The organism is Streptomyces sp. NBC_01276 (genome assembly GCF_041435355.1).
In the GTDB taxonomy this organism is placed as follows: Bacteria; Actinomycetota; Actinomycetes; order Streptomycetales; family Streptomycetaceae; genus Streptomyces.
In genome coordinates, this window is record NZ_CP108442.1 from 3461728 (window position 1) to 3487077 (window position 25350).

The 25350-nt window shown below is 74.8% G+C and carries 26 protein-coding genes; 14 read left to right on the forward strand and 12 right to left on the reverse strand.

The features are described from left to right. The first annotated feature begins 40 nt into the window (after positions 1-40). Entirely contained in the window at positions 41-1108 is a 1068-nt protein-coding gene (locus tag OG295_RS15110; protein ID WP_371677362.1) for a WD40 repeat domain-containing protein, read from the forward strand. Positions 1109-1219: 111 nt separating this feature from the next. After that, a complete protein-coding gene (locus OG295_RS15115; RefSeq protein WP_371677363.1) occupies positions 1220-2188 on the forward strand; it encodes a helix-turn-helix domain-containing protein in 969 nt (322 codons plus the stop codon). Between the two features lie 185 nt (positions 2189-2373). On the opposite strand, the gene OG295_RS15120 is transcribed toward OG295_RS15115, so the two are convergent. Beyond that, complete coding sequence (locus OG295_RS15120; RefSeq protein WP_266840772.1) at positions 2374-3906, reverse strand: flotillin family protein; 1533 nt, start codon at positions 3904-3906, stop codon at positions 2374-2376. 158 nt (positions 3907-4064) lie between these two features. Here OG295_RS15120 and OG295_RS15125 point away from each other — a divergent pair, with 158 nt between their 5' ends. Further along, complete coding sequence (locus OG295_RS15125; protein WP_371677364.1) at positions 4065-4592, forward strand: MepB family protein; 528 nt, start codon at positions 4065-4067, stop codon at positions 4590-4592. Here OG295_RS15125 and OG295_RS15130 read toward each other — a convergent pair. Both OG295_RS15130 and OG295_RS15135 read right to left on the reverse strand, forming a co-directional pair. Continuing rightward, on the reverse strand, positions 4577-4804 hold the full coding sequence (locus OG295_RS15130) for a hypothetical protein (protein WP_371677365.1): 228 nt from the start codon (positions 4802-4804) through the stop codon (positions 4577-4579). The genes OG295_RS15125 and OG295_RS15130 overlap by 16 nt on opposite strands. Before the next feature lie 38 nt (positions 4805-4842). Then, positions 4843-5763, reverse strand: coding sequence for a DUF3027 domain-containing protein (locus OG295_RS15135; protein WP_371677366.1), 921 nt, complete (start codon positions 5761-5763; stop codon positions 4843-4845). A gap of 315 nt (positions 5764-6078) precedes the next feature. On the opposite strand from OG295_RS15135, the gene OG295_RS15140 reads away from it, so the two are divergent. The 4 genes from OG295_RS15140 to OG295_RS15155 all read left to right on the forward strand — a co-directional run bounded on the left by OG295_RS15140 (position 6079) and on the right by OG295_RS15155 (position 9759). Beyond that, the gene (locus OG295_RS15140) at positions 6079-7461 is read left to right on the forward strand and encodes an MFS transporter (protein ID WP_371677367.1); all 1383 of its coding nucleotides are present in this window, start codon (positions 6079-6081) and stop codon (positions 7459-7461) included. Positions 7462-7694: 233 nt separating this feature from the next. After that, positions 7695-8183, forward strand: a complete 489-nt coding sequence (locus OG295_RS15145; RefSeq protein ID WP_371677368.1) for a DUF2771 domain-containing protein — start codon at positions 7695-7697, stop codon at positions 8181-8183. 12 nt (positions 8184-8195) lie between these two features. Beyond that, positions 8196-8921 (forward strand): futalosine hydrolase, encoded by a 726-nt coding sequence (locus OG295_RS15150; protein WP_371677369.1) that lies wholly within the window; start codon positions 8196-8198, stop codon positions 8919-8921. Beyond that, positions 8908-9759 (forward strand): 1,4-dihydroxy-6-naphthoate synthase, encoded by an 852-nt coding sequence (locus OG295_RS15155; RefSeq protein ID WP_371677370.1) that lies wholly within the window; start codon positions 8908-8910, stop codon positions 9757-9759. Before OG295_RS15150 ends, OG295_RS15155 begins: the two co-directional genes overlap by 14 nt. Positions 9760-9839: 80 nt before the next feature. Here the strand turns inward: OG295_RS15155 and OG295_RS15160 are convergent, their stop codons facing one another. Next, complete coding sequence (locus tag OG295_RS15160) at positions 9840-10223, reverse strand: cold-shock protein (protein WP_356212774.1); 384 nt, start codon at positions 10221-10223, stop codon at positions 9840-9842. A gap of 177 nt (positions 10224-10400) precedes the next feature. Between OG295_RS15160 and OG295_RS15165 the strand changes: the two genes are divergently transcribed. Then, the gene (locus OG295_RS15165) at positions 10401-10655 is read left to right on the forward strand and encodes a hypothetical protein (protein WP_371677371.1); all 255 of its coding nucleotides are present in this window, start codon (positions 10401-10403) and stop codon (positions 10653-10655) included. A gap of 15 nt (positions 10656-10670) precedes the next feature. Here the strand turns inward: OG295_RS15165 and OG295_RS15170 are convergent, their stop codons facing one another. Together OG295_RS15170 and OG295_RS15175 are read right to left on the reverse strand one after the other, a co-directional pair. Then, positions 10671-11330, reverse strand: a complete 660-nt coding sequence (locus tag OG295_RS15170; RefSeq protein ID WP_371677372.1) for an HAD family hydrolase — start codon at positions 11328-11330, stop codon at positions 10671-10673. 284 nt (positions 11331-11614) lie between these two features. Further along, positions 11615-12634: a hypothetical protein gene (locus OG295_RS15175; RefSeq protein WP_371677373.1), complete on the reverse strand. Its 1020-nt coding sequence runs from the start codon at positions 12632-12634 to the stop codon at positions 11615-11617. A gap of 133 nt (positions 12635-12767) precedes the next feature. Between OG295_RS15175 and OG295_RS15180 the strand changes: the two genes are divergently transcribed. Together OG295_RS15180 and OG295_RS15185 are read left to right on the forward strand one after the other, a co-directional pair. Further along, positions 12768-15197, forward strand: a complete 2430-nt coding sequence (locus OG295_RS15180; RefSeq protein WP_371677374.1) for a helicase C-terminal domain-containing protein — start codon at positions 12768-12770, stop codon at positions 15195-15197. A 43-nt stretch (positions 15198-15240) separates the two neighbouring features. Then, positions 15241-15894 (forward strand): DUF4291 domain-containing protein, encoded by a 654-nt coding sequence (locus OG295_RS15185; protein WP_371677375.1) that lies wholly within the window; start codon positions 15241-15243, stop codon positions 15892-15894. Here the strand turns inward: OG295_RS15185 and OG295_RS15190 are convergent. After that, positions 15879-16346 carry an N-acetyltransferase gene (locus OG295_RS15190; RefSeq protein ID WP_371677376.1) on the reverse strand — a complete coding sequence of 156 codons (468 nt, stop codon included), beginning with the start codon at positions 16344-16346 and terminating at the stop codon, positions 15879-15881. The genes OG295_RS15185 and OG295_RS15190 overlap by 16 nt on opposite strands. Positions 16347-16598: 252 nt before the next feature. Between OG295_RS15190 and OG295_RS15195 the strand changes: the two genes are divergently transcribed. Beyond that, complete coding sequence (locus OG295_RS15195; RefSeq protein WP_356212795.1) at positions 16599-18242, forward strand: DNA repair helicase XPB; 1644 nt, start codon at positions 16599-16601, stop codon at positions 18240-18242. Here OG295_RS15195 and OG295_RS15200 read toward each other — a convergent pair. Further along, on the reverse strand, positions 18208-19047 hold the full coding sequence (locus OG295_RS15200) for a glycosyltransferase family 87 protein (RefSeq protein ID WP_371677377.1): 840 nt from the start codon (positions 19045-19047) through the stop codon (positions 18208-18210). The genes OG295_RS15195 and OG295_RS15200 overlap by 35 nt on opposite strands. Positions 19048-19111: 64 nt before the next feature. Continuing rightward, the gene (locus OG295_RS15205) at positions 19112-19297 is read right to left on the reverse strand and encodes a hypothetical protein (RefSeq protein ID WP_371677378.1); all 186 of its coding nucleotides are present in this window, start codon (positions 19295-19297) and stop codon (positions 19112-19114) included. Between the two features lie 405 nt (positions 19298-19702). Here OG295_RS15205 and OG295_RS15210 point away from each other — a divergent pair, with 405 nt between their 5' ends. After that, the gene (locus OG295_RS15210) at positions 19703-21676 is read left to right on the forward strand and encodes an AAA family ATPase (RefSeq protein WP_371681199.1); all 1974 of its coding nucleotides are present in this window, start codon (positions 19703-19705) and stop codon (positions 21674-21676) included. A 107-nt stretch (positions 21677-21783) separates the two neighbouring features. Here the strand turns inward: OG295_RS15210 and OG295_RS15215 are convergent, their stop codons facing one another. Beyond that, the gene (locus OG295_RS15215) at positions 21784-22470 is read right to left on the reverse strand and encodes a copper homeostasis protein CutC (RefSeq protein ID WP_371677379.1); all 687 of its coding nucleotides are present in this window, start codon (positions 22468-22470) and stop codon (positions 21784-21786) included. Between the two features lie 119 nt (positions 22471-22589). Between OG295_RS15215 and OG295_RS15220 the strand changes: the two genes are divergently transcribed. Both OG295_RS15220 and OG295_RS15225 read left to right on the forward strand, forming a co-directional pair. Beyond that, a complete protein-coding gene (locus tag OG295_RS15220; RefSeq protein ID WP_371677380.1) occupies positions 22590-23252 on the forward strand; it encodes a hypothetical protein in 663 nt (220 codons plus the stop codon). Positions 23253-23366: 114 nt separating this feature from the next. Beyond that, positions 23367-24587 carry a Cmx/CmrA family chloramphenicol efflux MFS transporter gene (locus OG295_RS15225; protein WP_371681200.1) on the forward strand — a complete coding sequence of 407 codons (1221 nt, stop codon included), beginning with the start codon at positions 23367-23369 and terminating at the stop codon, positions 24585-24587. A gap of 57 nt (positions 24588-24644) precedes the next feature. Here the strand turns inward: OG295_RS15225 and OG295_RS15230 are convergent, their stop codons facing one another. Next, the gene (locus OG295_RS15230) at positions 24645-24911 is read right to left on the reverse strand and encodes a DUF4031 domain-containing protein (protein WP_030232506.1); all 267 of its coding nucleotides are present in this window, start codon (positions 24909-24911) and stop codon (positions 24645-24647) included. Between the two features lie 7 nt (positions 24912-24918). After that, positions 24919-25296: a hypothetical protein gene (locus OG295_RS15235; protein WP_030232504.1), complete on the reverse strand. Its 378-nt coding sequence runs from the start codon at positions 25294-25296 to the stop codon at positions 24919-24921. Between the last annotated feature and the right edge of the window lie 54 nt (positions 25297-25350).

Genomic DNA, 25350 nt, shown 5'->3' on the forward strand with positions numbered 1-25350 from the left:
GTGATGCCGGACACGCCGGACGGGCTGGCAGGCTGGGGGAATGCGCCTGTTGCCCGTACGGACCGCCCTTCCCTCCGTCCCCGCCGTTGCGGCCGCCCTGCTGTGCGCGGCCCTGCTGGCGGGGACCGCCGCCCCGGCCGTGGCGGCCCCGGCGGACGACCGGCCCGGCGCGTCCGGGTTCACCATCACCGATCCGCGGATCACGGAGTCGAGCGGACTGGCGGCGAGCCGGATCCACCCCGGCGTCTACTGGACGCACAACGACAGCGACGACGGCCCGTACGTGTACGCGGTGGACTCGGCGACGGGCCGGACCGTGGCCCGGGTGACGATGAGCGGCATCGGGACCCCCCGTGACGTCGAGGCCATCTCGCTCGGCCCCGACGGGCAGTTGTACGTCGGGGACATCGGGGACAACCGGGACGGCACCTGGGACCACGTGTGGATCTACCGCTTCCCGGAGCCGAAGGAGCTGCGCGACACCACCGTCAAGGCCGAGCAGTTCACGGTGACCTACGCCGACGGGCCGCGCAACGCGGAGGCCCTGATGGTGCATCCGGTGACGGGCCGGGCGTACATCGCCAGCAAGAACGAGCAGCGGGGCGGCCTGTACGAGGGTCCGGAGCGGCTGTCGGCGGACGGTCCCAACGTCTTCCGGCGGGTCGCGGACGTGCCGTGGGTGACGGACGGGGCGTTCTCGCCGGACGGCGGGCGGCTGACGCTGCGCGGCTACTTCACGGCCCGTACCTACCCGTGGAAGGACGGCCGGCCCGAGGGCGGGGGCGAGCGGGTGGACGCGCCGTGGCAGGGGCAGGCGGAGTCGGTGACGTACACCCCGGACGGGAAGACGCTGATGTTCGGGGCGGAGGGTGCGAACAGCAGGGTGGTGGCCGTTGCGGTGGTCCCGCCCGGACCGGCCGCCGGGGGCGGTCCCTCCGCCTCCGGTCCGGCCCCCTCCGGTGCGGCGGGCGGCGGGAACGGGGACCGGGCGGACGGCGGGCCGGCCGGCCGGGGCGGCGGCTACGGCAAGGGCGTGCTCGTGCTGGCGGCGGCAACGGCCCTGGCCGTCGGGGGAAAGCGGCTGTTCAGGCGGCGGTCCGGCAGCTGAACACGAGGGGAACCGGCGGGAGTCGGGCCGCGTCCCTGCCCACGGAACGGGACTGGTCATGTCCATGGCCGCCGTGACGTGGTGGGAGGGGTACCGGAAATGAGAGCGGCGATGTCCTCGGCCGCCGTGGCGCCGCGGGACAGGTTCGACCGGTTCACGGACGTCGTGGCGCGCTCCCTCGCGCCGACCGCGATCCGCTGCGTGGACCCCGGCGGTTTCCGCGCCGACGCCGCCGTTCTGGACCTGGGCCCCGTCCGGGTCTCCACCTTCCACTACGCCCCGCTGCGCTCGCGCCGCACCCCGGGCCACATCCGCCGGGGCGACCCCGGGCAGTACCAGCTGGCCCTGGTCACCGGCGGCCCCATGTGGGTCGACCGGCACCGGGCCGACTCGGGGCCGGTCGACGGAGACCTGGTGCTGTGGGACACCTCCCACCCCTACGAGGCGGGCGCCCCCGGCGAGGACGACGCCCTGGTCCGCGCCGTCGTCCTGCAGATCCCCCGCACCGCGCTGCCGCTGCGCCCCGACCGGGTGGACCGGCTGCTCGCCCAGCGGATCCCGGCCGGCCGGGGCACGGGCGCGGTCCTGGCCCGGTTCCTCGGCTCGGTCGACGCCCACGCGGAAGGCTGCGGGGAACGGGAGCTGGCCCACCTGGGCACCGCCGCCCTGGGGCTCGCGGCGGCCTGCCTCGCCGAACGCCTCGACGTGCACGACGACCTCCCCGCCGAGGCCCGCGAGGAGGTGCTGCTGCGGCAGATCGACGCCTTCATCGAGCGCAACCTCGGCGACCCGGAGCTCACCCCCGGGATGGTCGCCGCCCGCCACCACATCTCGCTGCGCCGCCTGCACCTGCTCTTCCAGGGGCGGCCGGAGGGGGTCGCCGCCTCCATCCGGCGCCGCCGGCTGGCGGGCTGCCGCGCCGACCTGCTGCGGCCCGCGCTGGCCGGGCGGCCCGTCCACGCGATCGCCGCCCGCTGGGGGTTCACCAGCGCGGCCGTCTTCAGCCGGGCGTTCCGGCAGGCCTACGGGACCAGCCCGTCGGAACTACGCCGGACCGGCCCGGCCGGACGGCTGCCGTGACGGGGCCAGCGGCTGATCGGGCAGGGGGCGTTGCGCGCAAGGTCAACGATCCTTGCGCGCAGCGCACGGGCCGGTGCCCGGCCACGCCCTAAGCTCGATTTCCGGCCACCGCCGGGGCAACCCGGCAGGTGCCGCCCGCCGGGCCCCAGGGGCCCCGGGCATCGCGGCCCCGGGCCGGGCCGGGTTCAGGCCCGGTCGTCGATCGGGATCTGCTGGTGCGGGCCCTTGCCGTTCACGGGGGTGACGGCAGGGGCTTGCGGGGCTTCCGGCGCCTGCCGGGGCTCCGGCGACGGCTGGGCCATCGAGGCCAGCATCTGCCGGGCCATGCCCAGGCCCGCGCCGCCCATCGTGAGGGCCTTCGCGAACATCTCGGACATCCCCTCGGCCCCGTTGAGCAGCACCATGTGCTCGACGTTCCCGAACGCTCCCGCGCCCGCCTCGACGATCGCCGGCCAGTTCTCGGCGAGCTGCTGCGCGACCACCGCCTCCTGGTTCTCCGCCAGCGCGGCGGCCCGCGCCTTGATCGCCTCGGCCTCGGCGAGGCCCTTCGCCTTCGCCGCCTCCGCCGCCGCCAGGCCGTTCGCCCGCGCCGACTCGGCCGCCGCGAGGCCCTTGGCCTGGGTGGCCGCCGCCTCCGCCTCACCGCTCGCCCGCGTCGCCGTCGCCGCCGCGAGCCCGCGCGCCTCGGTGGCCTGGGCCTCGGCGGACGCGGCCGTCCGCACCCGGGTCGCCTCGGCGGCCGCCGCCAGCTCCGTCTCCTTCGCCTTGGCCTGCGCCGCCGAGATGCGGGCGTCGCGCTCCGCCTCGGCGAGGGTCCTCGTCTGGTACGCCGCCGCGTCCGCGGGCTTGCGCACGTCGGCCTGGAGCTGCTGCTCGCGCCGGTGCGCCTCCAGCTCCGCCACCCGGGTCTCCTGGACGACGACCTCCTGCTTGGCCGCGGCCTCCGACAGCGGGCCCGCCTGGCGGGCGGTGGCCGCGGCCTTGTCCCGCTCGGCCTGGTAGCCGGCCTGGAGGATCTCGCTGTCGCGGGTGGCCTCCGCCATCCGCGCGAAGGCCGTCTGCTCGGCCTCGGTCGCCAGCCGGTTCGCCTCGGCCTGCGCGATGCGCGCGTCCCGCTGCACAGCGGCCGCGTGCGGCATGGCCAGGTTCTTGATGTAGCCGGTCGGGTCCTCGATCTCGTGGATCTGCAGCGAGTCCACGATCAGACCCAGCTTCTCCATCTCGGTCCCGCAGGCCGCCCGCGTCTGCCCGGTCAGCTTCTCGCGGTCACGGATCATGTCCTCGACCGTCAGGCCGCCGACGATGGAGCGCAGATGGCCCGCGAAGACGATGTGCACCCGCTCCGGCATCATCTTCTGCTGGTCCAGGAACCGGCGCGCGGCATTGGCGATGGACACCATGTCGTCGCCGATCTTGAAGATCACGACGCCCTTCACCCGCAGGGGGATGCCCTGGTGGGTGACGCAGTCCACGTTCAGCTGGGTCTCGTTCAGATCCAGCGAGAGTTTGCGGACCGCCTGCACCCCGGGCAGCACCAGCGTTCCGCGCCCGGTGACGATCCGGAAGCCCATGCCCTCGCCGATGCCCTCGGTCTTGTGCGTGGAGCCGGAGATGACGAGCGCCTCGTTCGGTTCGGCCACCCGCCACATGAGCTTGAACAGGCCGATCAAGGCAATGATTGCGGCGAGTACGATTCCCGCCACGACGCCGATAGCCATCGGCAACGCCCCCTTATCGCGGTGCCGTTCGACACCGACGAGGGCGAGTCTGCGCCTGGTGGGGCCGCCGGAGAAGTGGCGGGATCATTCTTGTCGCCATCTTGATACGCACGGGTGCCGCGGACCGGACCGGCCGGTGGACATGACAGGGTGGACGGATGACGGCGCACCCTTCCCGGCCCCCTGCCGACCTGCTCGCAGCGCGTGAGCGCGTCTACGTTCCCTGCGGGTTCGACTGCTCGCCGCCGGTCCCCGAGGCCGAGAGCGCCGCGTACGACGCGTGCGCGTTCACCCTGGACGGCCTCGCCGTCCGCTTCCGGTCGGCCAGGACGACGCCCACCAAGGCGGGCCAGTTCGTCACCGTCTGGAAGAGGGCCCCGGGCGGAGGACCCATCGCGCCCTTCGACGTGTCGGACCCGGTCGACCTCTTCGTCGTCAGCAGCCGGGACGGCGAAGGCTTCGGCCAGTTCGTCCTGCCCCTCGGCGTGCTCCGCCGCCGGGGCGTCGTCTCGGTGGACGGCGCCGGGGGCAAGCGGGCCTTCCGGGTCTACCCGCCGTGGGTGACCACCACCAGCCGGCAGGCGGAGCGTACGCAGGCCTGGCAGCTGGAGCACTTCCTGTCGCTGGACGGCCCCGTCGACACCGCCCGCGCGCGGGAGCTGTACCGCGCTCAGCCGACCGGATAGGCGGCCATCACGTACACCGTGCGCGGCGGAAGGTGCTCGACGACCGTCACGAGGGTTCCGACCGTCAGCAGGCCCTCGCCCGGGGCCGGATGGGCGAGGAAGTGCTCGGCCCCGCCCCGGATCCGCACGATGACCTCTCCGACCAGGCCCGGCCCGACGGTCCCGGTCACCCGGCCGGTCATCCCCACCATGTCAGCGTCCGTCTCCCCCATTCCCCGAGCGTACGCGGGGAACGGGTCCGGGGGACGGGTCAGGAGTGGCCGAGGTCGGCGGACGGGAGGTCGGCCTCCGGGACCGAGCCGGTCCCCGCGGCGGGCCGCAGCGGGAACTCGTCCGTCGCCATCGAGTCGAGCACCGGCGGCGCCGGCCGGAGCGGCTTCGGCATGACGGCGGCCTCCGAATGGCCCCCGCACCCGTAGGAGAGGGACACCAGCCGGCCGTCGGCCGGTCCGAACTCGTTCGCGCAGATCCCGAAGGCCTGGCCCAGCGACCCGCCGATCGCGACGAGGAAGCCGCAGGAGACGCACGACGCGGGCGCCGCCTGCGCCATCGGGGTCTTCGCGCCGAAGGACTCGTCCCAGCGGTCGGCCGCGCTGTGCAGCCCGTACCGCGAGAGCACCCGTGCCCGCCGCATGCCCAGTTCCTCGGCGACGGCCGTGATGGAGCCGCGCGCGGGGACGACCACCCGGTCGGTGACGTCGGCGTCCTCGGCCTCGACCAGTTCGGCCATCTCGGTGGAGACCACCGCGTTCGGCGGCGGGGCGTCCTCACCCGAGTAGCCCGGCTCCAGCCGCAGGTCGTCCGCGTCCGTGGGGAGCAGGTCGCCGGGGCCCATGTCCCCCGGCCGCAGCCGCTCGCTCCACGGCACCCACTCGGGTGCCTGCAGGGCGTCCTCGCCGGGCAGCAGCACCGTTTCGTTGAGGGTGACGTTCTTCGCGCGGGAGGCGCGGGTCACGGTGACGGCCCAGCGCCAGCCGCGGTAGCCCGGTTCCTTGCACTCGAAGAAGTGCGTGACGACCCGGTCGCCCTCCGCGACGGCGGAGACGTGCTCGCCCACCACGCCGGGGAAGGCGGCCTCCTCGGCCGCCGCGCGGGCGAGTTCTACCGCCTCGACGCACAGGCGGTCAGGGGTACGCGGGGTACGGCTTCGCGTCGTCGTCGCAGCACTCACAGGTCTCGTTCTCTCCTACGCCGTCTCACGAGTGCGCCGTCCGTACTGTCGTCCACAACGACCCGTCGGTCTCGTCCGTACGTAGCGCGGGCGGAGCGGACCAGAGGGCCGCGTCGACGTCCGCGCCCGATCGGCCTCGGGCGCACCCCACTGCGATCCATTCTGCGGGATCGCGAAGAGGCGCGCGGCCAAGAGCAACCGCCGGTGGCGCGCTACGCACGCTACCTCCTCCGAAGCCTTCGGCCCACATGCGAGGTCCGATTCGCGGACATCCCGGTGGCCCGCGACGCGCCGGGGCGGCCCCGGGAGGGCCGAGTGGGGCACTATGGCCACGTGGCACCCGTACGGTCGTCCGTCGACGGCTCGGGACCGGCCAGACGGGCCGGCCGGGCCGTCGGGCGTGCCCTGCACCTCCCCATCACCGGTACGGCGCGCGGAATCCGGCGCGCCACGCACGCCCACGGGGCGGGTGAATCGGGCCTCGGCCGGCTGATCGAACTGCACGCCATCAATGGCGCCGGCGATGTGATGATCACCGTCGCGCTGGCTTCCACGGTGTTCTTCTCCGTTCCCACGGACGAGGCGCGCGGCCGGGTGGCCCTGTACCTGGCCATCACCATGGCCCCTTTCACCCTGCTGGCCCCCGTGATCGGGCCGCTGCTGGACCGGCTGCCGCACGGGCGGCGCGCGGCGATGGCGTGCGCGATGCTGGCGCGGGCCCTGCTGGCGGTGATGATGTCCGGCGCGGTGGCCACCGGCGGCCTGGAGCTGTACCCGGCGGCGCTGGGGGTGCTCGTCGCGTCGAAGGCGTACGGGGTCGTGCGCAGCGCCGTGGTGCCGCGGCTGCTGCCGCCGAAGTTCTCACTCGTCAAGGCGAACTCCCGGGTCACGCTCGCCGGCCTGCTCGCGACGGGCGCCGCCGCGCCGGTGGCGGCCGGGCTGCACGCGATCGGACCGCCGTGGCCGCTGTACGGGGCCTGCGCGATCTTCGTGTGGGGGACGTTCGCGGCGTTCCAGCTGCCGCACAAGGTGGACGAGGCGAAGGGGGAGCGGCGGGCACGGCTGTCCACCCACGAGGCGCACTCGAAGCGTCCGGGGCTGCGGACGGTCAGCCGGCCGGTGCTGTGCGGGCTGCTGGCGAACGCGGCGATGCGCGCCCTGTCGGGGTTCTTGATCTTCTTCCTGGCGTTCCTGCTGCGCGAGCACCCCCTGGCGGGGCAGAGCGCGGCGGTGTCGCTCGGGATCGTCGGCGTGTCGGCGGGAGTGGGCAACGCGGCGGGGACGGCCGTGGGCGCGTGGCTGCGGGCCCGGGCCCCGGAGGCCATCATCGCGGCGGTGCTGGCGGTGACGCTCACGGTGGCGGTGCTGGCGGCGGTGCTGTTCAGCGGGCTGCTCATGGCGGTGCTCGCCGGGACGGCGGGGTTCTGCCAGGCGCTGGCGAAGCTGTCGCTGGACGCGATGATCCAGCGGGACGTGCCGGAGGCGGTGCGGACGTCGGCGTTCGCGCGGTCGGAGACGGCGCTGCAGGTGGCGTGGGTACTGGGCGGCGGGATCGGGATCGTGCTGCCGCTGAACGGGGTGCTGGGGATGGCGGTCGCCGCCACGATGGTGGCCGCGGGCACGGTCATGGCCTTCCGCGGCCTCCTGGCGACCCCGCGCCCGCACCGTCCGGGCTCCGCCCGCACCCGCGTGGCGTAGCGCCCGCCGCCCGGCGGAACCCGGCCACGCCGTCGTGTGGGGCGCGGGGCCCGGGGGCCGGCCCCCCGATCCGGCGCCGCACACGAACGCGCCGGTGCGGGGGCCCGGCCAGGGCCCCGAGGGGGTCGGGGCGGCTGCGCGCGCGTGGTCCCGTACCGCCCGGCCAGGGCCGCGGCGTGGCCGAAGACCCCCCGTGCGGCGGCGCGGGCCGGTGGCCCGATAGCCTTCGGCTCATGACCGCACCGCTTTTCCCGGGTAGGGCCCGCCGCAGCGTCGCGGCCCTCGGAGCCGTCTCTGCCGGCCTCCTCCTCCTGTCCGCCTGCGACAAGCCGACGCCGCTCGCGACGGTGACCGTCGGCAGCTCGTCGGTGTCCGCCGAGTCCGAGTGCCGCGGCGACGGCAAGGACCTCTCCATGGACAAGGTCCAGGAGTGCCTCACCGGCGTCAAGAACGCCAAGACCATCGAGTACGGCCGTGGCGACACGCTGCGCCTGGGCGTCGAGCCCGCCGTCGTCGAGGACGGCAAGAAGTGGCAGGCGGTCCTCGACGGGCAGCCGATCACGGAGCCGTCCGGCAACACCTACCGCAGCTTCCAGGGCGCCGACGTCTTCGCGACCGGCGGCCAGGGCGAGGCGCCGGCCTCGAAGATGCTCGGTTTCGTCCAGGTCGGCGAGGACGGCAAGCCGCTCGCCGTCTGGTCCTTCAAGCTCAAGCTGAAGTAAGCCGGGACCGCCGTGCGCGCGCTCGTCGTGACCGCGGTGGCCGCGGAGGCCGACTCCGTGGCCACCGGTCTGACCCCTCATCCGGACCCGGTCACCCCCGAGCCGCGCCGGCTGCGCGGCGGGTACCTCATCACCCGCCGTGACCTGCCCGGCGCCGCCGTCGACGTGCTCGTCGGCGGTGTCGGCCCGGCCGCGGCCGCGGCCGCCACGGCCACCGCGCTCGCGCTGGCCGACTACTCCCTCGTCATCTCCGCCGGCATCGGCGGCGGGTTCGTGCCCGCCGCCCCGCTCGGCTCCCTCGTGGTCGCCGACGCGATCGTCGCCGCCGACCTGGGGGCCGGCACCCCCGACGGTTTCGTCCCCGTCGACGCGCTCGGCTTCGGCCGGAGCGTGCACCTGCCGCCCGCCGAACTCGCCGCCCGGGCCGCCGAGGCCGCCGGGGCTCTGCTCGCGCCCGTGCTGACCGTGTCCACCGTCACCGGCAGCGCCTCCCGCGCCGCCGAGCTGGCGGCCCGCCACCCGATGGCCGGGGCCGAGGCCATGGAGGGGTTCGGGGTGGCGGAGGCCGCCGCCGCGTACGGGCTGCCCGTGCTGGAGGTCCGCGCCGTGTCCAACGCCGTCGGGCCGCGCGACCGGGACGCCTGGCGGATCGGGGACGCGCTGGGCGCGCTCGCCGCCGGATTCCGCGCGCTGGGCCCCGTACTCGTCTCCTGGGGAGAACGCCATGAGCACCGTTGAGCCGATCGCGATCGCCTACTCGCCCTGCCCGAACGACACCTTCGTCTTCGACGCCTGGGCGCACGGCCGGGTCCCGGGCGCGCCCGCCCTCGACGTGACCTTCGCCGACATCGACATCACCAACGGCATGGCCGAGCGCGGCGAGCTGGACGTGCTGAAGGTGTCCTACGCGGTGCTCCCCTGGGTGCTGGAGGAGTACGCGCTGCTCCCCTGCGGCGGCGCCCTGGGCCGGGGCTGCGGACCGCTGGTGCTGACGCGCGAGCCGGGCCTGGACCTGGGCGGGAAGACCGTCGCGGTGCCGAGCGAGCGCTCGACGGCGTACATGCTGTTCCGGCTGTGGGCGGCGGACGTGCTGCCCGCGGGGGTCGGCGAGGTGGTCGTGCTGCCGTTCCACGAGATCATGCCGGCGGTGCGCGACGGGCGGGTGGACGCCGGGCTGGTCATCCACGAGGCCCGGTTCACCTACCAGGACTACGGGCTGCACTGCCTGGCCGACATGGGCGAGCACTGGGAGTCCACGACCGGTCTGCCGATCCCGCTCGGCGCGATCATCGCCAAGCGCTCCCTGGGCGCCGAGACGCTGCGCGCGCTGGCCGGGTCGGCGCGGGCGTCGGTGCGGATGGCGTGGGAGGACCCGGAGGCGTCACGGCCGTACGTCCGCGCGCACGCGCAGGAGCTGGACCCGAAGGTCGCCGACCAGCACATCGGCCTGTACGTCAACGAGTTCACCGCCGACCTGGGCGAAGCCGGGTACGCGGCGGTCCGCGGGCTGCTGACCAGGGCCGCCGCCGAGGGGCTGGTTCCGGCCATCGGGCCCGACGCGCTGCGCTTCCCGTAGCGCAACGGCACGGCCGGCGCCGGACGCGCGCGTGCCCCGCGGCTCCGGGGAGCGGCGGGGCACGCGCGGACGCGACGGGATCAGACGTCGAGCTGGTCGGCCACCGCGCGGAGCAGGCCGGCGATCTTCGTGCCGTGCACCTTGTCGGGGTAGCGACCGCGCTCCAGCATCGGGGTGATGTTCTCCAGCAGGGTCGTGAGGTCCTGCACGATCGAGGCGAGCTCGTCGGGCTTGCGGCGCTGGGCGGCCGCGACCGAGGGTGCCGGATCCAGGACCGTCACCGAAAGTGCCTGGTCACCGCGCTGTCCTGCGACGACTCCGAACTCGACGCGCTGCCCGGGCTTGAGGGCCTCGACCCCGTCGGGAAGCACCGACGAGTGGACGAAGACATCGCCGCCGTCGTCGCGGGAGAGAAAGCCGAAGCCCTTCTCGCTGTTGAACCACTTGACCTTGCCGGTAGGCACGTCCGTCCTCTGTCCTTGTGCTCGTCGGGTCCGGTGGGCCGGGATGAACGGCTCCGGATAGCAGTGCAGCGGGTCCTTCGACCCGCCCCCTCCAGGCTAGTGGTCCGGAAACGGGTGACAAGACGTTCCCCGGTCCTTCCCGCTTCACGGCTTCGGCCAGGGAACTACCCTGGTGGGGTGACTGTTACTCCTCATCCCGACGACGCGCGGCCCGGCGACGGCCTCGTCAAGGCCGGCGGCATCGTGTTCGCCGTCGGCGCCGTGGCGACCCTCGTGACGATGGCCCCGCTGTTCCTCGGCACCGATCCGTTCCCCTCGTACGCGTGGGCCGTCTGCATGCTCATGGGCGTCGGGTTCGCCGTCTCCGCTGCGGGCGTGCTGCGTTCCGCCGCCGCGCAGCGCAAGGCGGCCCGGGCGTCCCAGGCCGCCTGACGGCGCGTACGGTGCTCAGACCTCGCGGGTGGCGACGTACTCGGCGAGCCACTGCGGCAGCGCGGTGAGGTCGGGCAGCACCACGTCGGCGCCGGCGGCGCGCAGTTCGGCTTCGGGACAGGGGCCCGTGGGAACCGCCACTGAGAGCGCTCCCGCGGTGCGGGCGCCGCGGACGTCGCCGACGTGGTCGCCCACGTAGATCTGGGCTCCGTGCTCGCGCAGGGCGCCCGCCTTGGCCTCGGCCCACAGCCAGCCGATGACGGCATCGGGTTCGATGCCGAGGTGTTCCAGGTGGTGGATGGCGTTCGGGGTGTTCTTGGCGGTGACGACGATCGCGCGGCCGCCGAGCGCCTGGACGGCCTTGATCGCCTCGCGGGCGCCGGGCATGGCCGGGGTCGGCTCGATGGCGTGCGAGGGGTACATCTGCCGGTACCGGTCGGTCATCTCCGGGATCTCCTCGGGGGTGAACCAGTACGCGAGTTCCTCCTCCAGCGGCGGGCCGAGGCGCGTGATCGCCTGGTCGGCGTCGATGAACCTGCCGGTGGCGGCGGAAAGGGCCTGGTAGGCGGCCTTGATGCCGGGCCGGGAGTCGATGAGCGTCATGTCGAGGTCGAACCCGACGGTCAGCTGCGCGGGGACGGTGGGCTCTGGGGGGGTGGAAGTCATGGTTCCCATTTTGCAGAGGCCCGGCAAAGTCCAGGGAACCTACATTGATTCGCTTCTTGCCGGGCGGTGAAATTTAGCGAAATGTCAGCTCGGCGCTTGGTGATTCCTCCAGGCAGTCTCCAACGGCGCGTAGGACCGTCTCGACGGCAGGGACCACCCGGACGGTCCGGAAGGCCCCGACGGGACTGCCCGGACGGTCCGGGAGGCGCGGAGGGCACTGCCCGGACGGTCCGGGGGGGGATGGCCCGGACCGATCCGGACGGGACGGCCGGGCGCCACTGTGCGGACAGGGCCTAGCGGCGGCGGGAGCGCCAGGCCAGGTAGGCGGCCGTGGTGATGCCCGCCGTACGGGCCAGGGCGGGCCACAGGTCGCGGAAGGCGGCGCCCATCTGCTCGCGCGGCAGCTGCTCGCCCCAGTTGCCGGCGGCGCGGCCCCACACCCACAGCATCCCGGCCGTGAAGACGGCCGCGGGCAGCCCGAGGACGACCCACTTGCGCTCGGCGGGGCCGAGGACGCGGGAGGCGTAGGCCAGCAGCACGCCGGCTCCGAGCAGGGGCCAGTACGCGGTGATCGTCCCGGCGACGAGCAGCAGGGCCGCCAGCAGCAGGAAGACGTGCGGGCGCCGGCGGGCCGCCGCCGGGGCGGGGGCCTCCTCCGGCCCGGCCGCCGCCTTCCGCCGCTCGTTCCGCTCCCGCAGGAACCGCACGAGCCGACGGCCCGGGGAGCCCTCCGGCGCGGGGGCCGTCCCGGGGGCCGGCGGCTCCTCTTCCGCCCCCTTCTCCGGCTCCTTCTCCGGCTTCCTGAAGAGGTCCGGGATCTCGATGCCGCCCGCGAAGCCCTCCACCTGCGGCCCCGCCCCCGACGCGCCCGGGGCGAAACTCCACCAGTCGGGCTCGACGCCGTCGGCGGGGCCGAGTTCGTCGAGTCCGGCGAGGTGGGGCGGGACGTTCTGCGGCTCCTTCGGAGGCGTCGGGGCCGGCTTGCGCCACAGTCCGCCGCCGCGCTGCACCGGGACCGCGGGGACCGACGGCGCCGAGGGGGCCGAGGGGGCCGCCGCCGGGGCGGGCGGGCGGGCGGGGCGGGTCAGTTCGCCCAGGGTGTCCAGGACCTCCTCCGGCGTGCCGATCCGCTCCAGGATCCGCCGCACGGCCGCCGGCGTCTCCGGTTCGTACTTGGCGCGCCGACGGTCGATCTCGTCCCGCAGCCCCGACACCAGCCTCATCCGGTCGCCCGACGACAGCTGCCTGCGCTGCGCCAAGTCCCCGACCCGGCTCAGATATTCGTAGACCAGATGGTCGCTCTCGATCCCCACGCCCCGGCTCCTCACGTCCCGCCTGACAGGAAGGTAGCGCGTGCGTCCATGGAGCAGCCGACGGCACAGCGGATACCGTTGACCGGATGGGGACCGGCCGACGACCGGCCGACGTGACCAGGAGGCGACCACCGTGCCCGAGGCAAGCACCGGCAGTGCTACGGCGAACCCCCCGCGCTCCCTCGCCGAGGCGCTGCGCGCCCGCGACGACGTGGCGCTCGCCGCCCTGCTGCACGCACGCCCGGACCTGCTGAACCCGGTGCCCGGCGACGTCACCCAGCTGGCCACCCGGGCCGGCACCCGCGCGTCGGTGGTGCGGGCCCTGGACCGGCTGGACCGGTTCGCGCTGCAGACGGCCGAGGCCCTCGCGGTGGCGCCCGACCCGTGCCCGTACCCGGTGCTGGAGTCGCTGCTGACCGGCGGCGAGGACGAGGCCGCCCGCGCCGCCCTCCCCCGGGCGCTGGGCACCTTGCGCGACCAGGCCCTGGTGTGGGGCGACGAGGAGCGGCTGCGTCTGGTCCGCACCGCCCGCGAGTTGCTGGCCCCGTCCGCGCAGCGGCCCTCGCCGACCGGGCTGGGGCCCACCGTCGCCGAGGCCACCGCCGGGATGTCGCCGACCCGGATCCAGGAGATCGTCGCGGCGGCGGGGCTGCCCGCCACCCATGACCCGGTGTCGGCGGTGACGGCCCTGACCGGGCTGTTCACCGACCCCGTGCGGATGTCGGCGCTGCTGGACGAGGCCCCGGCCGAGGCCCACCAGGTGCTGGAGCGGCTCGTGTGGGGGCCGCCGTACGGGGAGGTGACCCCGAATCCGACGCCGCCGGTGCGCTGGCTGCGCGACCGGGGGCTGCTGCTGCCCGCGACGGCCCGGACGGTGGTGCTGCCCCGCGAGGTGGCGCTGCACCTGCGCGGCGGGCTCGCGCACCGGCGGACGGCGCCGCTGGCCCCGGAGGTCGGCGCGCACCGGGAACACCGTCCACAGCTTGTGGACGCGAACGCCGCCGGGCAGGCACTGGCCGCGCTGGGGACCGTCGAGGAGCTGGTGAAGTCCTGGGAGCACGCCGGGCCGCTGGTGCTGCGGGCGGGCGGGCTCGCCGTGCGCGACCTCAAGCGGGCGGCGTCCACGCTGGACACCACCGAGGCGTCGGCGGCGTTCTGGGTGGAACTGGCCTACGCGGCCGGGCTGCTGGCCGGCGACGGCGAGGCCGACGAGCGCTACGCGCCCACCCCCGCCTTCGACGACTGGTGCGAGCTGCCGCCCGCCGAACGGTGGTCGGCGCTGGCCTCGGCCTGGCTGCCCGCCACCCGTACGGCCGGGCTGGTCGGCGAGCAGGACGCCAAGGGCCGCACCCTGTCCGCGCTCGGCCCCGACCTGGACCGCTCCGCCGCGCCCGAGGTCCGCCACCGGGTCCTGGACCTGCTGGCCGACCTGCCCGAGGGCGGCTCCCCCGACCCGGACGCGCTCCTGGACCGGCTCGCGTGGGAGCGGCCCGTGCGCGGGGCGAGCGACCTGCGGGCCAGGCTCGCGCACTGGACCCTGACCGAGGCGGAGGTCCTGGGCGTCACCGGCCGGGGCGCGCTCAGTGCCTTCGGGCGGGCCCTGCTGCGCCGCCTCGACCCGGCACCGCTGCTGTCCCCGCTGCTGCCGGAGCCGGTGGACCACGTCCTGCTCCAGGCCGACCTGACGGCGGTCGCGCCGGGGCCGCTGAGACGGCCGCTCGGCGACACCCTGGCGGTCCTGGCCGACGTCGAGTCCAAGGGCGGGGCGACGGTGTACCGCTTCACGCCCGGGTCGGTGCGCCGGGCCCTGGACGCCGGGCACACCGCCGTGGACCTGCACGCCTTCCTCACCGAGCACAGCCGGACCCCGGTGCCCCAGCCGCTGGCGTACCTGATCGACGACGTGGCCCGGCGGCACGGGCACCTGCGGGTCGGGGCGGCCTCCTCGTACGTGCGCTGCGACGACGACGCCGTGCTGGGCGAGATCCTGGCCGACAAGCGGTCGGCCGGGATGGGGCTGCGCCGCCTCGCGCCGACCGTGCTGGCGGCCCAGGCCGAACCGGGTGCGCTGCTGGAGGGGTTGCGGGCGATGGGCTACGCCCCGGCCGCGGAGTCCCGTACCGGCGACGTACTGGTGGCGCGGGCCGACGCGCACCGGACCCCGGCGCGGTCGGCGCCGGTGCCGGTCCCGGACGGGCCGCCGGTGCCGGACGCCACGCTGCTGGGCGCGGCGGTACGGGCGATCCGCGCGGGCGACCTCGCGGCGACGGCGGTCCGCAAGGAACCGGCCCCCGCGGGCGGCGCCGACGTGCCGGCCCCGGGTGAACTCCCGCGCACGAGCTCGGCCGAGACGCTGGCGACGGTGCAGGCGGCGGCGCTGACCGGTTCGGCGGTGTGGATCGGGTACGTGAACGCGGAGGGGGCCGCGAGCCAGCGGGTCATCGCCCCGGTGCGGGTAGAGGGCGGCTTCGTCACCGGTTACGACCACACGGCGGACGAGGTGCGCACGTACGCCCTCCACCGGATCACGGGGGTCGCGGAGCTGGCGGAGGACCAGGTCTGAAATCCGCTGGCCGACGGGCCTGCGGGCAGGGCAGTCTGACGGCATGTCCGCACTTCCCGCCGCCCCGGGCACACGCGGCGCGCCCGGCACGCCCGGCACGCCCGCGCCGGCCGCCGAGCCCGCGCACCGGATCCGCGCGGCCCACACCGACACCACGATCACGGTCTACCAGGCCTACTCCCCCGCCCTGGGCCTCCCGGCGGCCCGCGACGGCCGCTTCCCGCCCGCCTGGAAGCGCGAGCGGATGACGTGGATCAAACCGTCGTTCCTGTGGATGATGTACCGCTGCGGCTGGGCCACGAAGACCGACCAGGAGACCGTGCTCGCCGTCGAGATCACCCGCGCGGGCTTCGACCGGGCCCTCGCCGGCGCCTGCCTCTCGCACTACGTCCCCGGCGTGCACGCGGACCGCGACGCCTGGAAGGAGTCGGTGCGCAGCACGTCGGCCCGGGTCCAGTGGGACCCGGAACGCGACCCGCACCTGAACCCGCTGCCGTACCGCTCGCTCCAGCTCGGACTGTCGGGCCCCCTCTCGCGGGCCTACGCCGACGAGTGGACGGTCTCCATCCGCGACGTCACCCCGCTGGCCCGGGAGATCCACGGACTGCTCCGGACCGGCGACACCGGCGCGGCCCGGGCCCTCCTGCCCGTCGAAACCCCGTACCCGGCGGGCCCGCTGCCTCACCTGGGCGCGTAGTCGACCCGCCCGGCGTCGAAGGGCCACGCCTCGGCGAGCCAGCGGGACACCGTCCGGTACACCTCGGCGTCGAGGTGCGCACGGTCCTCCCGCACCCAGGAGCTGACCCGCACCCGCTCGGGGTCCTCCTTGCCGGGATGGATGTAGAGGCACCCGATGACCTCGTCCGGCCCCTCCAGCACGCTGTACGCGAACGCCTGCCGCTCGGCGAACTCCCGTGCGTGGCGCTCCAGGTCCGCGAGGTTGGCCGCGGCCGACATGCCCTCCACCGGCGGCCACCCCCGCCCCACGAAACCGGGCGTGGCCCGCACGTGCGCGATGCTGCCGGTCCAGGCGGCCAGATCCCTCGCGTTGTGCTCCGCCCCGAGCGGCTCCAGCCGGAACCCGCCCGCGTCCAGTCCCACCGGCACGACGAACCCGTCCGGCACGAAATCCCGCTGATCATCACTCATGCCCCGGACGGTACGCACCGCCTCCCCGGCCGCGCACCGCTTTTCCCCGCCCGGAGCCGGGCGGGCACCGGGCGGGCACCGGGCGGGCACCGGGCGGCCGCCGCAAGGGCGCCGGGCGGGCGCCGGGCGGCCGCCGCAAGGGCGCCGGGCCGTCCGCGCGGCGCAGAACCCTCCCGCCCGCCCGGCGATACGGCAGACTGGAGGTTTGCCCGTCCTCGTCCGGACGGGCACCCACGCCGGAAAGGGGCGTTTGTGAACGGGCCTCTCATCGTCCAGAGCGACAAAACCCTCCTGCTGGAGGTCGACCACGAGCTCGCCGGTGCCGCGCGCCGGGCCATCGCGCCCTTCGCCGAGCTGGAGCGGGCGCCCGAGCACATCCACACCTACCGGATCACCCCGCTCGGGCTGTGGAACGCGCGGGCCGCCGGGCACGACGCCGAGCAGGTCGTCGACGCGCTCGTCGAGTTCTCCCGGTACCCCGTCCCGCACGCCCTGCTCGTCGACGTCGCCGAGACCATGGCCCGCTACGGGCGCCTGACCCTCTCCAAGCACCCCGTCCACGGACTGGTCCTGACCAGCACCGACCGGCCCGTGCTGGAGGAGATCCTGCGGTCCAAGCGGATCGTCCCGCTGGTCGGGGCCCGGATCGACGCCGACACCGTGGCCGTGCACCCCTCCGAGCGCGGGCAGATCAAGCAGACCCTGCTGAAGCTGGGCTGGCCCGCCGAGGACCTCGCCGGGTACGTCGACGGCGAGGCCCACGCCATCGACCTCGTCGAGGACGGCTGGGCGCTGCGCCCGTACCAGCAGCAGGCGGTCGAGGGCTTCTGGCACGGCGGCTCCGGTGTGGTCGTACTTCCCTGCGGCGCCGGAAAGACCCTGGTCGGCGCGGGGGCCATGGCCAAGGCCAAGGCGACGACGCTGATCCTGGTGACCAACACGGTCTCCGCGCGCCAGTGGAAGCACGAGCTGATCAAGCGGACCTCGCTGACGGAGGAGGAGATCGGCGAGTACTCCGGCACCCGCAAGGAGATCCGCCCGGTCACCATCGCCACGTACCAGGTCCTCACCACCAAGCGGAAGGGCGTCTACCCCCACCTGGAGCTCTTCGACTCCCGGGACTGGGGGCTGATCCTCTACGACGAGGTGCACCTGCTGCCCGCCCCCGTCTTCAAGTTCACCGCGGACCTCCAGGCCCGCCGCCGGCTCGGTCTGACCGCGACCCTGGTACGGGAGGACGGCCGCGAGTCGGACGTGTTCTCGCTCATCGGGCCGAAGCGGTTCGACGCGCCCTGGAAGGAGATCGAGGCGCAGGGCTACATCGCGCCCGCCGACTGCGTGGAGGTCCGCGTCAACCTCACCGAGTCGGAACGGCTCGCGTACGCGACCGCCGAGACCGAGGAGAAGTACCGCTTCTGCGCGACGACCGCGACGAAGCGCAAGGTCACCGAGGCGCTGGTGCGCAAGCACCAGGGCGAGCAGACCCTGGTCATCGGCCAGTACATCGACCAGCTCGACGAGCTGGGCGAGCACCTGGACGCGCCCGTCATCAAGGGCGAGACCTCCAACGCGCAGCGCGAGAAGCTCTTCGACGCGTTCCGCGAGGGCGAGATCAGCGTGCTGGTCGTCTCGAAGGTCGCCAACTTCTCCATCGACCTGCCCGAGGCCACCGTCGCCATCCAGGTGTCCGGCACCTTCGGCTCGCGCCAGGAGGAGGCACAGCGCCTGGGCCGGGTGCTGCGGCCGAAGGCGGACGGGCACGAGGCGCGGTTCTACTCGGTCGTCGCGCGCGACACGATCGACCAGGACTTCGCCGCGCACCGCCAGCGGTTCCTGGCCGAACAGGGCTACGCCTACCGGATCATGGACGCCGACGAGCTGCTGGCGAGTGACTGACCTCCCGCTCCAGGGGTGAACGCGGCCCGGGGAGCGCGCCCGCGGGGAGCGGCCGCGGGCGCGTACGCCCCGGCCGCCGCCGTCGGGCGGCCGCCCCGGTCAGGACGGCGAGCAACGGTACGCACCACACCCACAGGTGCGGCCGGTCCAGCAGCAGGGCCCGCCCGGCCGCCGACAGGTGGCGGGCCCAGAAGTCGGCGGAGGCCTGCGGGAGGACCAGCAGGCCGAGCAGCGCGGTCCCGGCGAAGCCGGCCAGAGCGGTCAGCCCCGCCCGGACGCGGCCGGTGAGCAGCAGGTACGGGATGAAGACCGCCGGGGTCAGGGTGATCCCGGCGGCGGTGCCCAGCGCGAAGCCCTTGCCGAGCGCGGCGCGCGGCCGGCCCAGGTCCCAGACCGCGAGGCAGGCGAGCGCCAGGTTGATCTGGCCGGGCAGCGGGCTCTGGAACAGCGGCTCCAGCCACAGACCGGCGATGGTGGCGGCGAGGACGGCGCCCGGCCGGGCCCGCAGGCCCGCGAGGCGGCAGGAGAGCAGGACCAGCAGGGCGAGCAGGCAGCCGTTCCCGAGGACGAGCACGGCCTTGAGCACCCCGGCGGGCAGCCAGGCGGCGGGCGTGAACAGGATCGCCGCGAACGGCGGATAAGCGGCGGGCGGACGCCATTCGGCCCCGGAGAAGCCGTACAGCAGGGCGTCGGCGGTCGGGATGCGCAGGACCACGCACAGCACGCCCAGCGCGAGCAGCGAGCCCGTGACCAGCACACCGACCAGGGGCGACGGCGAGCGGACGGAATCGGAGCTGCGGGTCACGCGCGTGACCCTAGTGGATCAGCGCAGAGGTGCCGCCGGTATCAGGCCATCGCGGGCCGACCGGTCAGCGGCGTATGACGCCGGCGTCCTCGGAGTACTCGCCCAGCACGACGACGCTCACGGCGGTCGTGGCGAAGACCTTCGCGGCGCGCAGCACGTCGCCGAACAGGTGACGGTGCCGGGATTCGGAGGTGGCGGTGGCGCCGCTCGGACGGCCGCCCTGAAGTGGGGTGAGGGTTGCGGTGCTCATGTATCCATGGTGCGCCTGCGCCTCCCGCTCCACATCGCCCTGCGGGCGGAACCGCACGGGCCCCGGCGTCCTCCTCACGGCCCATGCCGAACCCTGATGTCACCCCCGAGGTCTGACACTCCCCCGTATGACACCCGTACGGAGGTCCTGCCCCCACGGGACCTCGGACCCGGTAATCCGTTCGCGCCGGCCCGCCCCGCTGACTACAATCGCCGCTCTTGCCGCCTCCCGCCGCCGTACCGGGGAGAGCCACCCGCCGGACGGCAACCGGCGGGCTTCTGTTGCCGCACAGCTGGAGGCAGTCCCGTGTCCGCGCACGCCCCTGAAACCACCCCCGACGCCGCAGCCGACCCGCTCGGCCGGGAACGCGGCCACCTGAGCGCCTCGCGCGCCGCCCTGCGCGCCATGCGCGAGGACGTGGAGGCCCTCGACATCCGCGACGTCACCGCGAACTGGGTCAACGCCGTCGTCCTCCAGGCGCAGATCGACGACCGCATCAAGGCACTCGCCGACCTCACCCACACCCCGCTCTTCTTCGGCCGCCTCGACTACCTGCACGCCCCGGGCGCGGACCTGGCCGAGGGCGCGGAGGGCGAACAGTTCTACATCGGCCGCCGCCACGTCCACGACGCCGACGGCGACCCGATGGTCATCGACTGGCGCGCGCCCGTCTCGCAGCCCTTCTACCGCGCCTCCAAGAAGGACCCGCAGGACATCGCGCTGCGCCGCCGCTTCGGCTACACAGGCGGCGAGCTCACCGCGTACGAGGACGAGCACCTGTCCGACCCGGCCGAAGCGGCCGCCGTCAGCAAGCTCCTCCAGCAGGAGATCGAGCGCCCGCGCGTCGGCCCCATGCGCGACATCGTCGCGACGATCCAGCCCGAACAGGACGAAATCGTCCGCTCCGGCCTGTCCGGCTCGGTCTGCGTCCAGGGCGGCCCCGGCACCGGAAAGACCGCCGTCGGCCTGCACCGCGTCGCCTACCTCCTCTACGCGCACCGCGACCGCCTGGCCCGCACCGGCACCCTCGTCATCGGGCCGAACCGTTCCTTCCTCCACTACATCGAGCAGGTCCTGCCGGCCCTGGGCGAACTGGAGGTCAAGCAGGCCACCGTCGACGACCTCGTCGCCCGCGAGGGCCTGGAGGTACGCGGCGGCGACACGGCCGAAACCGCCGTGATCAAGGGTGACGCCCGGATGGCCACGGTCCTGCGCCGTGCGGTCCGCTCCCACGTCACCGAGCCGGCCGAACCCCTCATGGTGGTCCGCGGCTCGCGCCGCTGGCGCGTCCCGGCGTACGAACTCGCCGAGATCGTCGCCGAACTCCAGGAACGCGACATCCGCTACGGGGCGGCCCGCGACGCCCTCCCGCAGCGGATCGCCCACGCGGTCCTCGTCCGCATGGAACAGGCGGGCGAGGCCCCCGACGACCGGGTGCAGGACGCGGTGGCCCGCAACGCGGCGGTGAAGGCGGCCGTCAAGGCGGTCTGGCCGCTGGTGGAACCGGCGAAGCTGGTGCTGCGCCTCCTGTCGGACCCGGAGTTCCTGGCCGCACACGCCGACGGGATCCTCACCGCGGACGAACAGAAGCTCCTGCTGTGGCCGAAGCCCTTCCGCAGCGTGCGGTCGGCGAAGTGGTCGGCGGCGGACCTCGTCCTCATCGACGAGGCCTCCGACCTGGTGGAACGCACCCACTCCCTGGGCCACGTGGTCCTCGACGAGGCCCAGGACCTGTCCCCGATGCAGTACCGGGCCGTCGGACGCCGCTGCACGACCGGCTCCGCGACCGTCCTCGGCGACCTCGCCCAGGGCACCACCCCGTGGGCCACCCGCAGCTGGGACGAGGCCCTCACCCATCTCGGCAAGCCGGAAGCGGCGGTGGAGGAGCTCACGGCGGGCTTCCGCGTACCGCGCGAGGTGATCGCGTACGCGTCGCGGCTGCTGCCGTCGATCTCGCCGGGCCTGGCCCCGGTGTCCTCGGTCCGCGAGACCCCGGGGTCCCTGGTGGTCTCCGAGACCGCGGACCTGACGGCGGCCGTGGTGACGGCCTGCCGGGACTCCCTCGCGCACGAGGGCTCCATCGGCCTGATCGCGGCGGACGCGCGGATCCCCGTACTGGCGGAAGCCCTGCTGGCGGCGGGGCTGCCGTACCTGTCTCCCGGTGAGGAGACGACGGCGCAGTCGCGGCTGACGCTGGTACCGGCCTCGCTGGCCAAGGGCCTGGAGTACGACTACGTCGTCCTCGACGAGCCCGCCGCCATCGTCTCCGGCGAACCGGACGAACGCACCGGCCTGCGGCGCCTCTACGTCTGCCTCACCCGAGCGGTCTCAGGCCTCACAGCCCTCCACACGGCCCCCCTCCCCCCGTCCCTGAGCTGAAAGCCCCTGGGGCTCCGCCCCAGACCCCGCGCCTCAAACGCCGGCGGGGCTGGGGTCGGCTGCGATGCCCCGGCCGGGGGCGGGGACGGGGTGGGGTGGGGCAAGGGCTAGCCCAGCGCCTCCCGCCACCGCGCCACCGCCGCCGCCGAGACCGGGTGGTCCCAGCCCGACGGCCGCGCCGCGCCACCGATGTGGAAGGCGTCGACGCCCGCCTCCCGCAGCACCGGCACGTGCGCGAGGCCCAGCCCCCCGCCGACCAGGATCCGCGCCCCGTACCCCGGCTCACCCGCCCGCGCGGCCTCCGCCAGCAGCACGGGCAGCCCCTCCGAGACCCCGGCCGCCGACCCCGCCGTCAGGTAGGTGTCGAGCCCCGGCAGGTCGGCGAGCGCCTTGCGCAGCTGGTCGCGGTCCGCGGCCCGGTCGATGGCCCGGTGGAAGGTCCAGCGGCAGCCGTCCAGCTCCGCCACGACCGCCTCGACCGCCGCCAGGTCCGGGCCGCCGTCCGGGTTCAGGAACCCGAGGACGAACTCCGTCGCCCCCTCCGCCCGCATCCCCCGCGCCGCCTCCACCAGCCGGGAGACATCGCCGGCCGCGAACCCGTCGGCCTTGCGGAGCATCACGCGCAGCGGGATGTCGACCGCCGAGCGGATCGCCGCGAAGGTCTCGCGCGACGGCGTGAGCCCGTCGGCGGCCATATCGGTGATCACTTCGAGTCGGTCCGCCCCACCGGCCTGCGCGGCGACCGCGTCCGCCGCGTCGAGGGCGATCACCTCCAGGAGCGCACGGTTGCTCATTCGATGCCGTCCTTTGTTCCGCTTGTTCGGATATGGAAAATAGGTCTAGTCCAATATCCAGGGTACGGGCCCACCACCGCACTCCACCAGCGCTATCACGCCACCCCCACAATGTGCGCATGAACGCAGCCACCCCGCACAGCGGCGCCGCCGCCGACACCACCGCCCTGCGCGCCCGCTGGCGGGCCACCGCCACCGCCGCCGGAGCCGCCCACGACCCCGACCCCTACGCCGACCGCCTCCTCGCCGCCTGGGCGGAGCCCCACCGCCGGTACCACACCACCGCACACCTGGCCCACGTACTGGACCGCGTCGACGTACTCGCCCCGCACGCCGCCGACCCCCGCGCCGTCGAGCTCGCCGCCTGGTTCCACGACGCCGTCTACCGCCCCGACCGCTCCGAGAACGAGGAACGCAGCGCCGCCCTCGCCGAGCGCGCCCTCGCGGAACTCGGCGTGGACCCCGCCCGCACCGCCGAGGTCGCCCGCCTGGTCCGGCTCACCGTCACCCACGACCCCGCCCCCGGCGACACCGACGGCGAGGTCCTCTGCGACGCCGACCTCGCCGTCCTCGCCGGCGCCCCGGAGGCCTACGCCGCGTACGCCGCCGCCGTCCGCGAGGAGTACGCGTTCGTCCCCGACGAGGCCTTCCGCACCGGCCGCGCCGCCGTACTGCGCCAGCTGCTGGCCCTCCCCCGCCTCTTCCGCACCCCCCACGGCGCCGAGCACTGGGAGGCCCCGGCCCGCGACAACCTCACCGCGGAACTCCGGCAGCTCACCTGACCCGGCCGGGCCCCCGGCGCCTCCCCCGACCTGACACACTCCGCCCGGCCGGGAATGCGCCCTCCGCCCCGACGGTTCGTGACTGACATGCCCGCAGCCCCCGTACGCCCCCGCATGCCCGTTGCCGTCTACGTCCTCGGCCTGTCCGTCTTCGCCCTCGGGACCAGCGAGTTCATGCTGTCCGGGCTGCTGCCGCCCATCGCCGAGGACATGCACGTCACGATCCCGCAGGCGGGACTGCTGATCTCCGCGTTCGCGATCGGCATGGTCGTCGGGGCCCCGCTGCTGGCCGTCGCAACCCTCCGCCTGCCGCGCCGCACCACCCTCGTCGCCCTCATCAGCCTCTTCGGCCTCGGGCAGGTCGCGGGCGCGCTGGCCCCCACGTACGGGCTGCTCTTCGCCTCCCGCGTGGTCTCCGCCCTCGCCTGCGCCGGGTTCTGGGCCGTCGGCGCGGCCGTCGCCATCGCCATGGTGGACCGGGACCAGCGGGCTCGCGCCATGGCCGTCATGATCGGCGGCCTCTCCATCGCCAACGTCCTCGGCGTCCCGGCCGGCGCCTTCCTCGGCGAGCGGTTCGGCTGGCGGGCCGCGTTCTGGTCGGTCGGAGCGGCCTCCGCCATCGCCCTCGCCGGCATCCTGGCCCTGATCCCGAAGATCCCGCTGCCCGCCGAGAAGCCCCGCCTCGGCCGCGAGCTGCGCATCTACCGCGACCGTCAGGTGTGGCTGTCCATCGGCATCACCGCGCTGGCCGCGGGCGGCGTCTTCTGCGCCTTCAGCTACCTGTCGCCGCTGCTCACCGACGTGGCCGGGCTGGACGCGGCGTGGGTGCCGTGGATCCTGGCCCTCTTCGGCGTCGGTGCGCTCGTGGGCACGACCATCGGCGGGCGGATCGCCGACGCGCACCTGTTCGGGGTGATGATCTGGGGCATCACCGCCTCCACGGTGTTCCTCGCGGCGCTCACGGTCCTGGCCTCCAGCGCGGCGGCCGCGATCGCCCTGTCGTTCCTGCTCGGCGTCTCGGCGTTCTTCACCGCCCCCGCCCTCAACGCCCGCATGTTCAACGTCGCGGGCGCCGCCCCCACCCTCGCCGGAGCCACCACCACCGCCGCGTTCAACCTCGGCAACACCGGCGGCCCCTGGCTCGGCGGCACCGTCATCGACGCCGGACACGGCTTCGCGAGCCCCGCCTGGGCGGGCGCCGCCATGACCCTCACCGCGATCGCCCTCACCGTGATCGCCCTGCGCCTGGACCGACGTACGCCGCCCACCGCCAGCACGGTGATCGCCTCGGGCACCGCCACCCCGGCCACCGCGCCCCAGCCGGCCGGGGCCTGACCGACCCCGGCCGTCCCGGCCCGCGGCCCGTAACGGCGCCGGGCCCGGGGCCCGGCCTCAGGCCGGGCGGCCCTTCGGTCGCCGCAGCCCCGCATCCGTGAGCCGGCGCACCAGCTCCTTGCTGCCGATCTCCACCGCCCCCGCCCCGACCGCGTCCGCGTACCGGTGCGAGGGCACGTCGTAGTGGTCCCGCTCGAAGGCCCGCGGCGGGCACCCGATGCCCGCCGCGAAGGCGTGCAGCTCCTCGTACGAGACGTCGCTGACCAGGTGCGACCACATGCGGCCGTGCCCCGGCCAGACCGGCGGGTCGATGTACACCGTCACGGGCGGCTCACCGGCCCGGGTGGAAGACGGGTCCGAGGCCGCCCACCGCCGCCACCCGTACGCCCGCCTCGGAGCACACCCAGTGCGGATCGGGCCCCAGCTCCGGCTCCACGTCCAGCGCGTGCGGCTCCCCGTGCGCGCACACGGGGCACAGCGGCCAGCGCCCGTACTTCTCCAGCAGCGCGTCCTTCACGTCCTGCGCGACGAGTCCGGCAAGGTAGTCGACCCCCTCGGGCCACTGCTCCACCCACCACCGGCGGTGCGTGACCGAGTCCTCGACGAGGGAGACGACGTCGGCATCGGCGACCTCGCCGGCGGCGAGGTCGGCGAGAACAAGTGCACGGGCGACATGCAGCGCCTGTTCCAGGGGGGTCGCGTGGTCCATGCGCCCATTGTGGACCCGTACCGGGCCAGTGGCTAAGGCCCTTCTCCCGGGGGT

Coding starts and splice junctions, on each gene's coding strand:
- OG295_RS15110 (WP_371677362.1), top strand. CDS start 41: ATGCGCCTGTTGCCCGTACGGACCGCCCTTCCCTCCGTCCCCGCCGTT.
- OG295_RS15115 (WP_371677363.1), top strand. CDS start 1,220: ATGTCCTCGGCCGCCGTGGCGCCGCGGGACAGGTTCGACCGGTTCACG.
- OG295_RS15120 (WP_266840772.1), bottom strand. CDS start 3,906: ATGGCTATCGGCGTCGTGGCGGGAATCGTACTCGCCGCAATCATTGCC.
- OG295_RS15125 (WP_371677364.1), top strand. CDS start 4,065: ATGACGGCGCACCCTTCCCGGCCCCCTGCCGACCTGCTCGCAGCGCGT.
- OG295_RS15130 (WP_371677365.1), bottom strand. CDS start 4,804: ATGGGGGAGACGGACGCTGACATGGTGGGGATGACCGGCCGGGTGACC.
- OG295_RS15145 (WP_371677368.1), top strand. CDS start 7,695: ATGACCGCACCGCTTTTCCCGGGTAGGGCCCGCCGCAGCGTCGCGGCC.
- OG295_RS15155 (WP_371677370.1), top strand. CDS start 8,908: ATGAGCACCGTTGAGCCGATCGCGATCGCCTACTCGCCCTGCCCGAAC.
- OG295_RS15170 (WP_371677372.1), bottom strand. CDS start 11,330: ATGGGAACCATGACTTCCACCCCCCCAGAGCCCACCGTCCCCGCGCAG.
- OG295_RS15185 (WP_371677375.1), top strand. CDS start 15,241: ATGTCCGCACTTCCCGCCGCCCCGGGCACACGCGGCGCGCCCGGCACG.
- OG295_RS15190 (WP_371677376.1), bottom strand. CDS start 16,346: ATGAGTGATGATCAGCGGGATTTCGTGCCGGACGGGTTCGTCGTGCCG.
- OG295_RS15205 (WP_371677378.1), bottom strand. CDS start 19,297: ATGAGCACCGCAACCCTCACCCCACTTCAGGGCGGCCGTCCGAGCGGC.
- OG295_RS15210 (WP_371681199.1), top strand. CDS start 19,703: ATGCGCGAGGACGTGGAGGCCCTCGACATCCGCGACGTCACCGCGAAC.
- OG295_RS15215 (WP_371677379.1), bottom strand. CDS start 22,470: ATGAGCAACCGTGCGCTCCTGGAGGTGATCGCCCTCGACGCGGCGGAC.
- OG295_RS15220 (WP_371677380.1), top strand. CDS start 22,590: ATGAACGCAGCCACCCCGCACAGCGGCGCCGCCGCCGACACCACCGCC.
- OG295_RS15225 (WP_371681200.1), top strand. CDS start 23,367: ATGCCCGTTGCCGTCTACGTCCTCGGCCTGTCCGTCTTCGCCCTCGGG.
- OG295_RS15235 (WP_030232504.1), bottom strand. CDS start 25,296: ATGGACCACGCGACCCCCCTGGAACAGGCGCTGCATGTCGCCCGTGCA.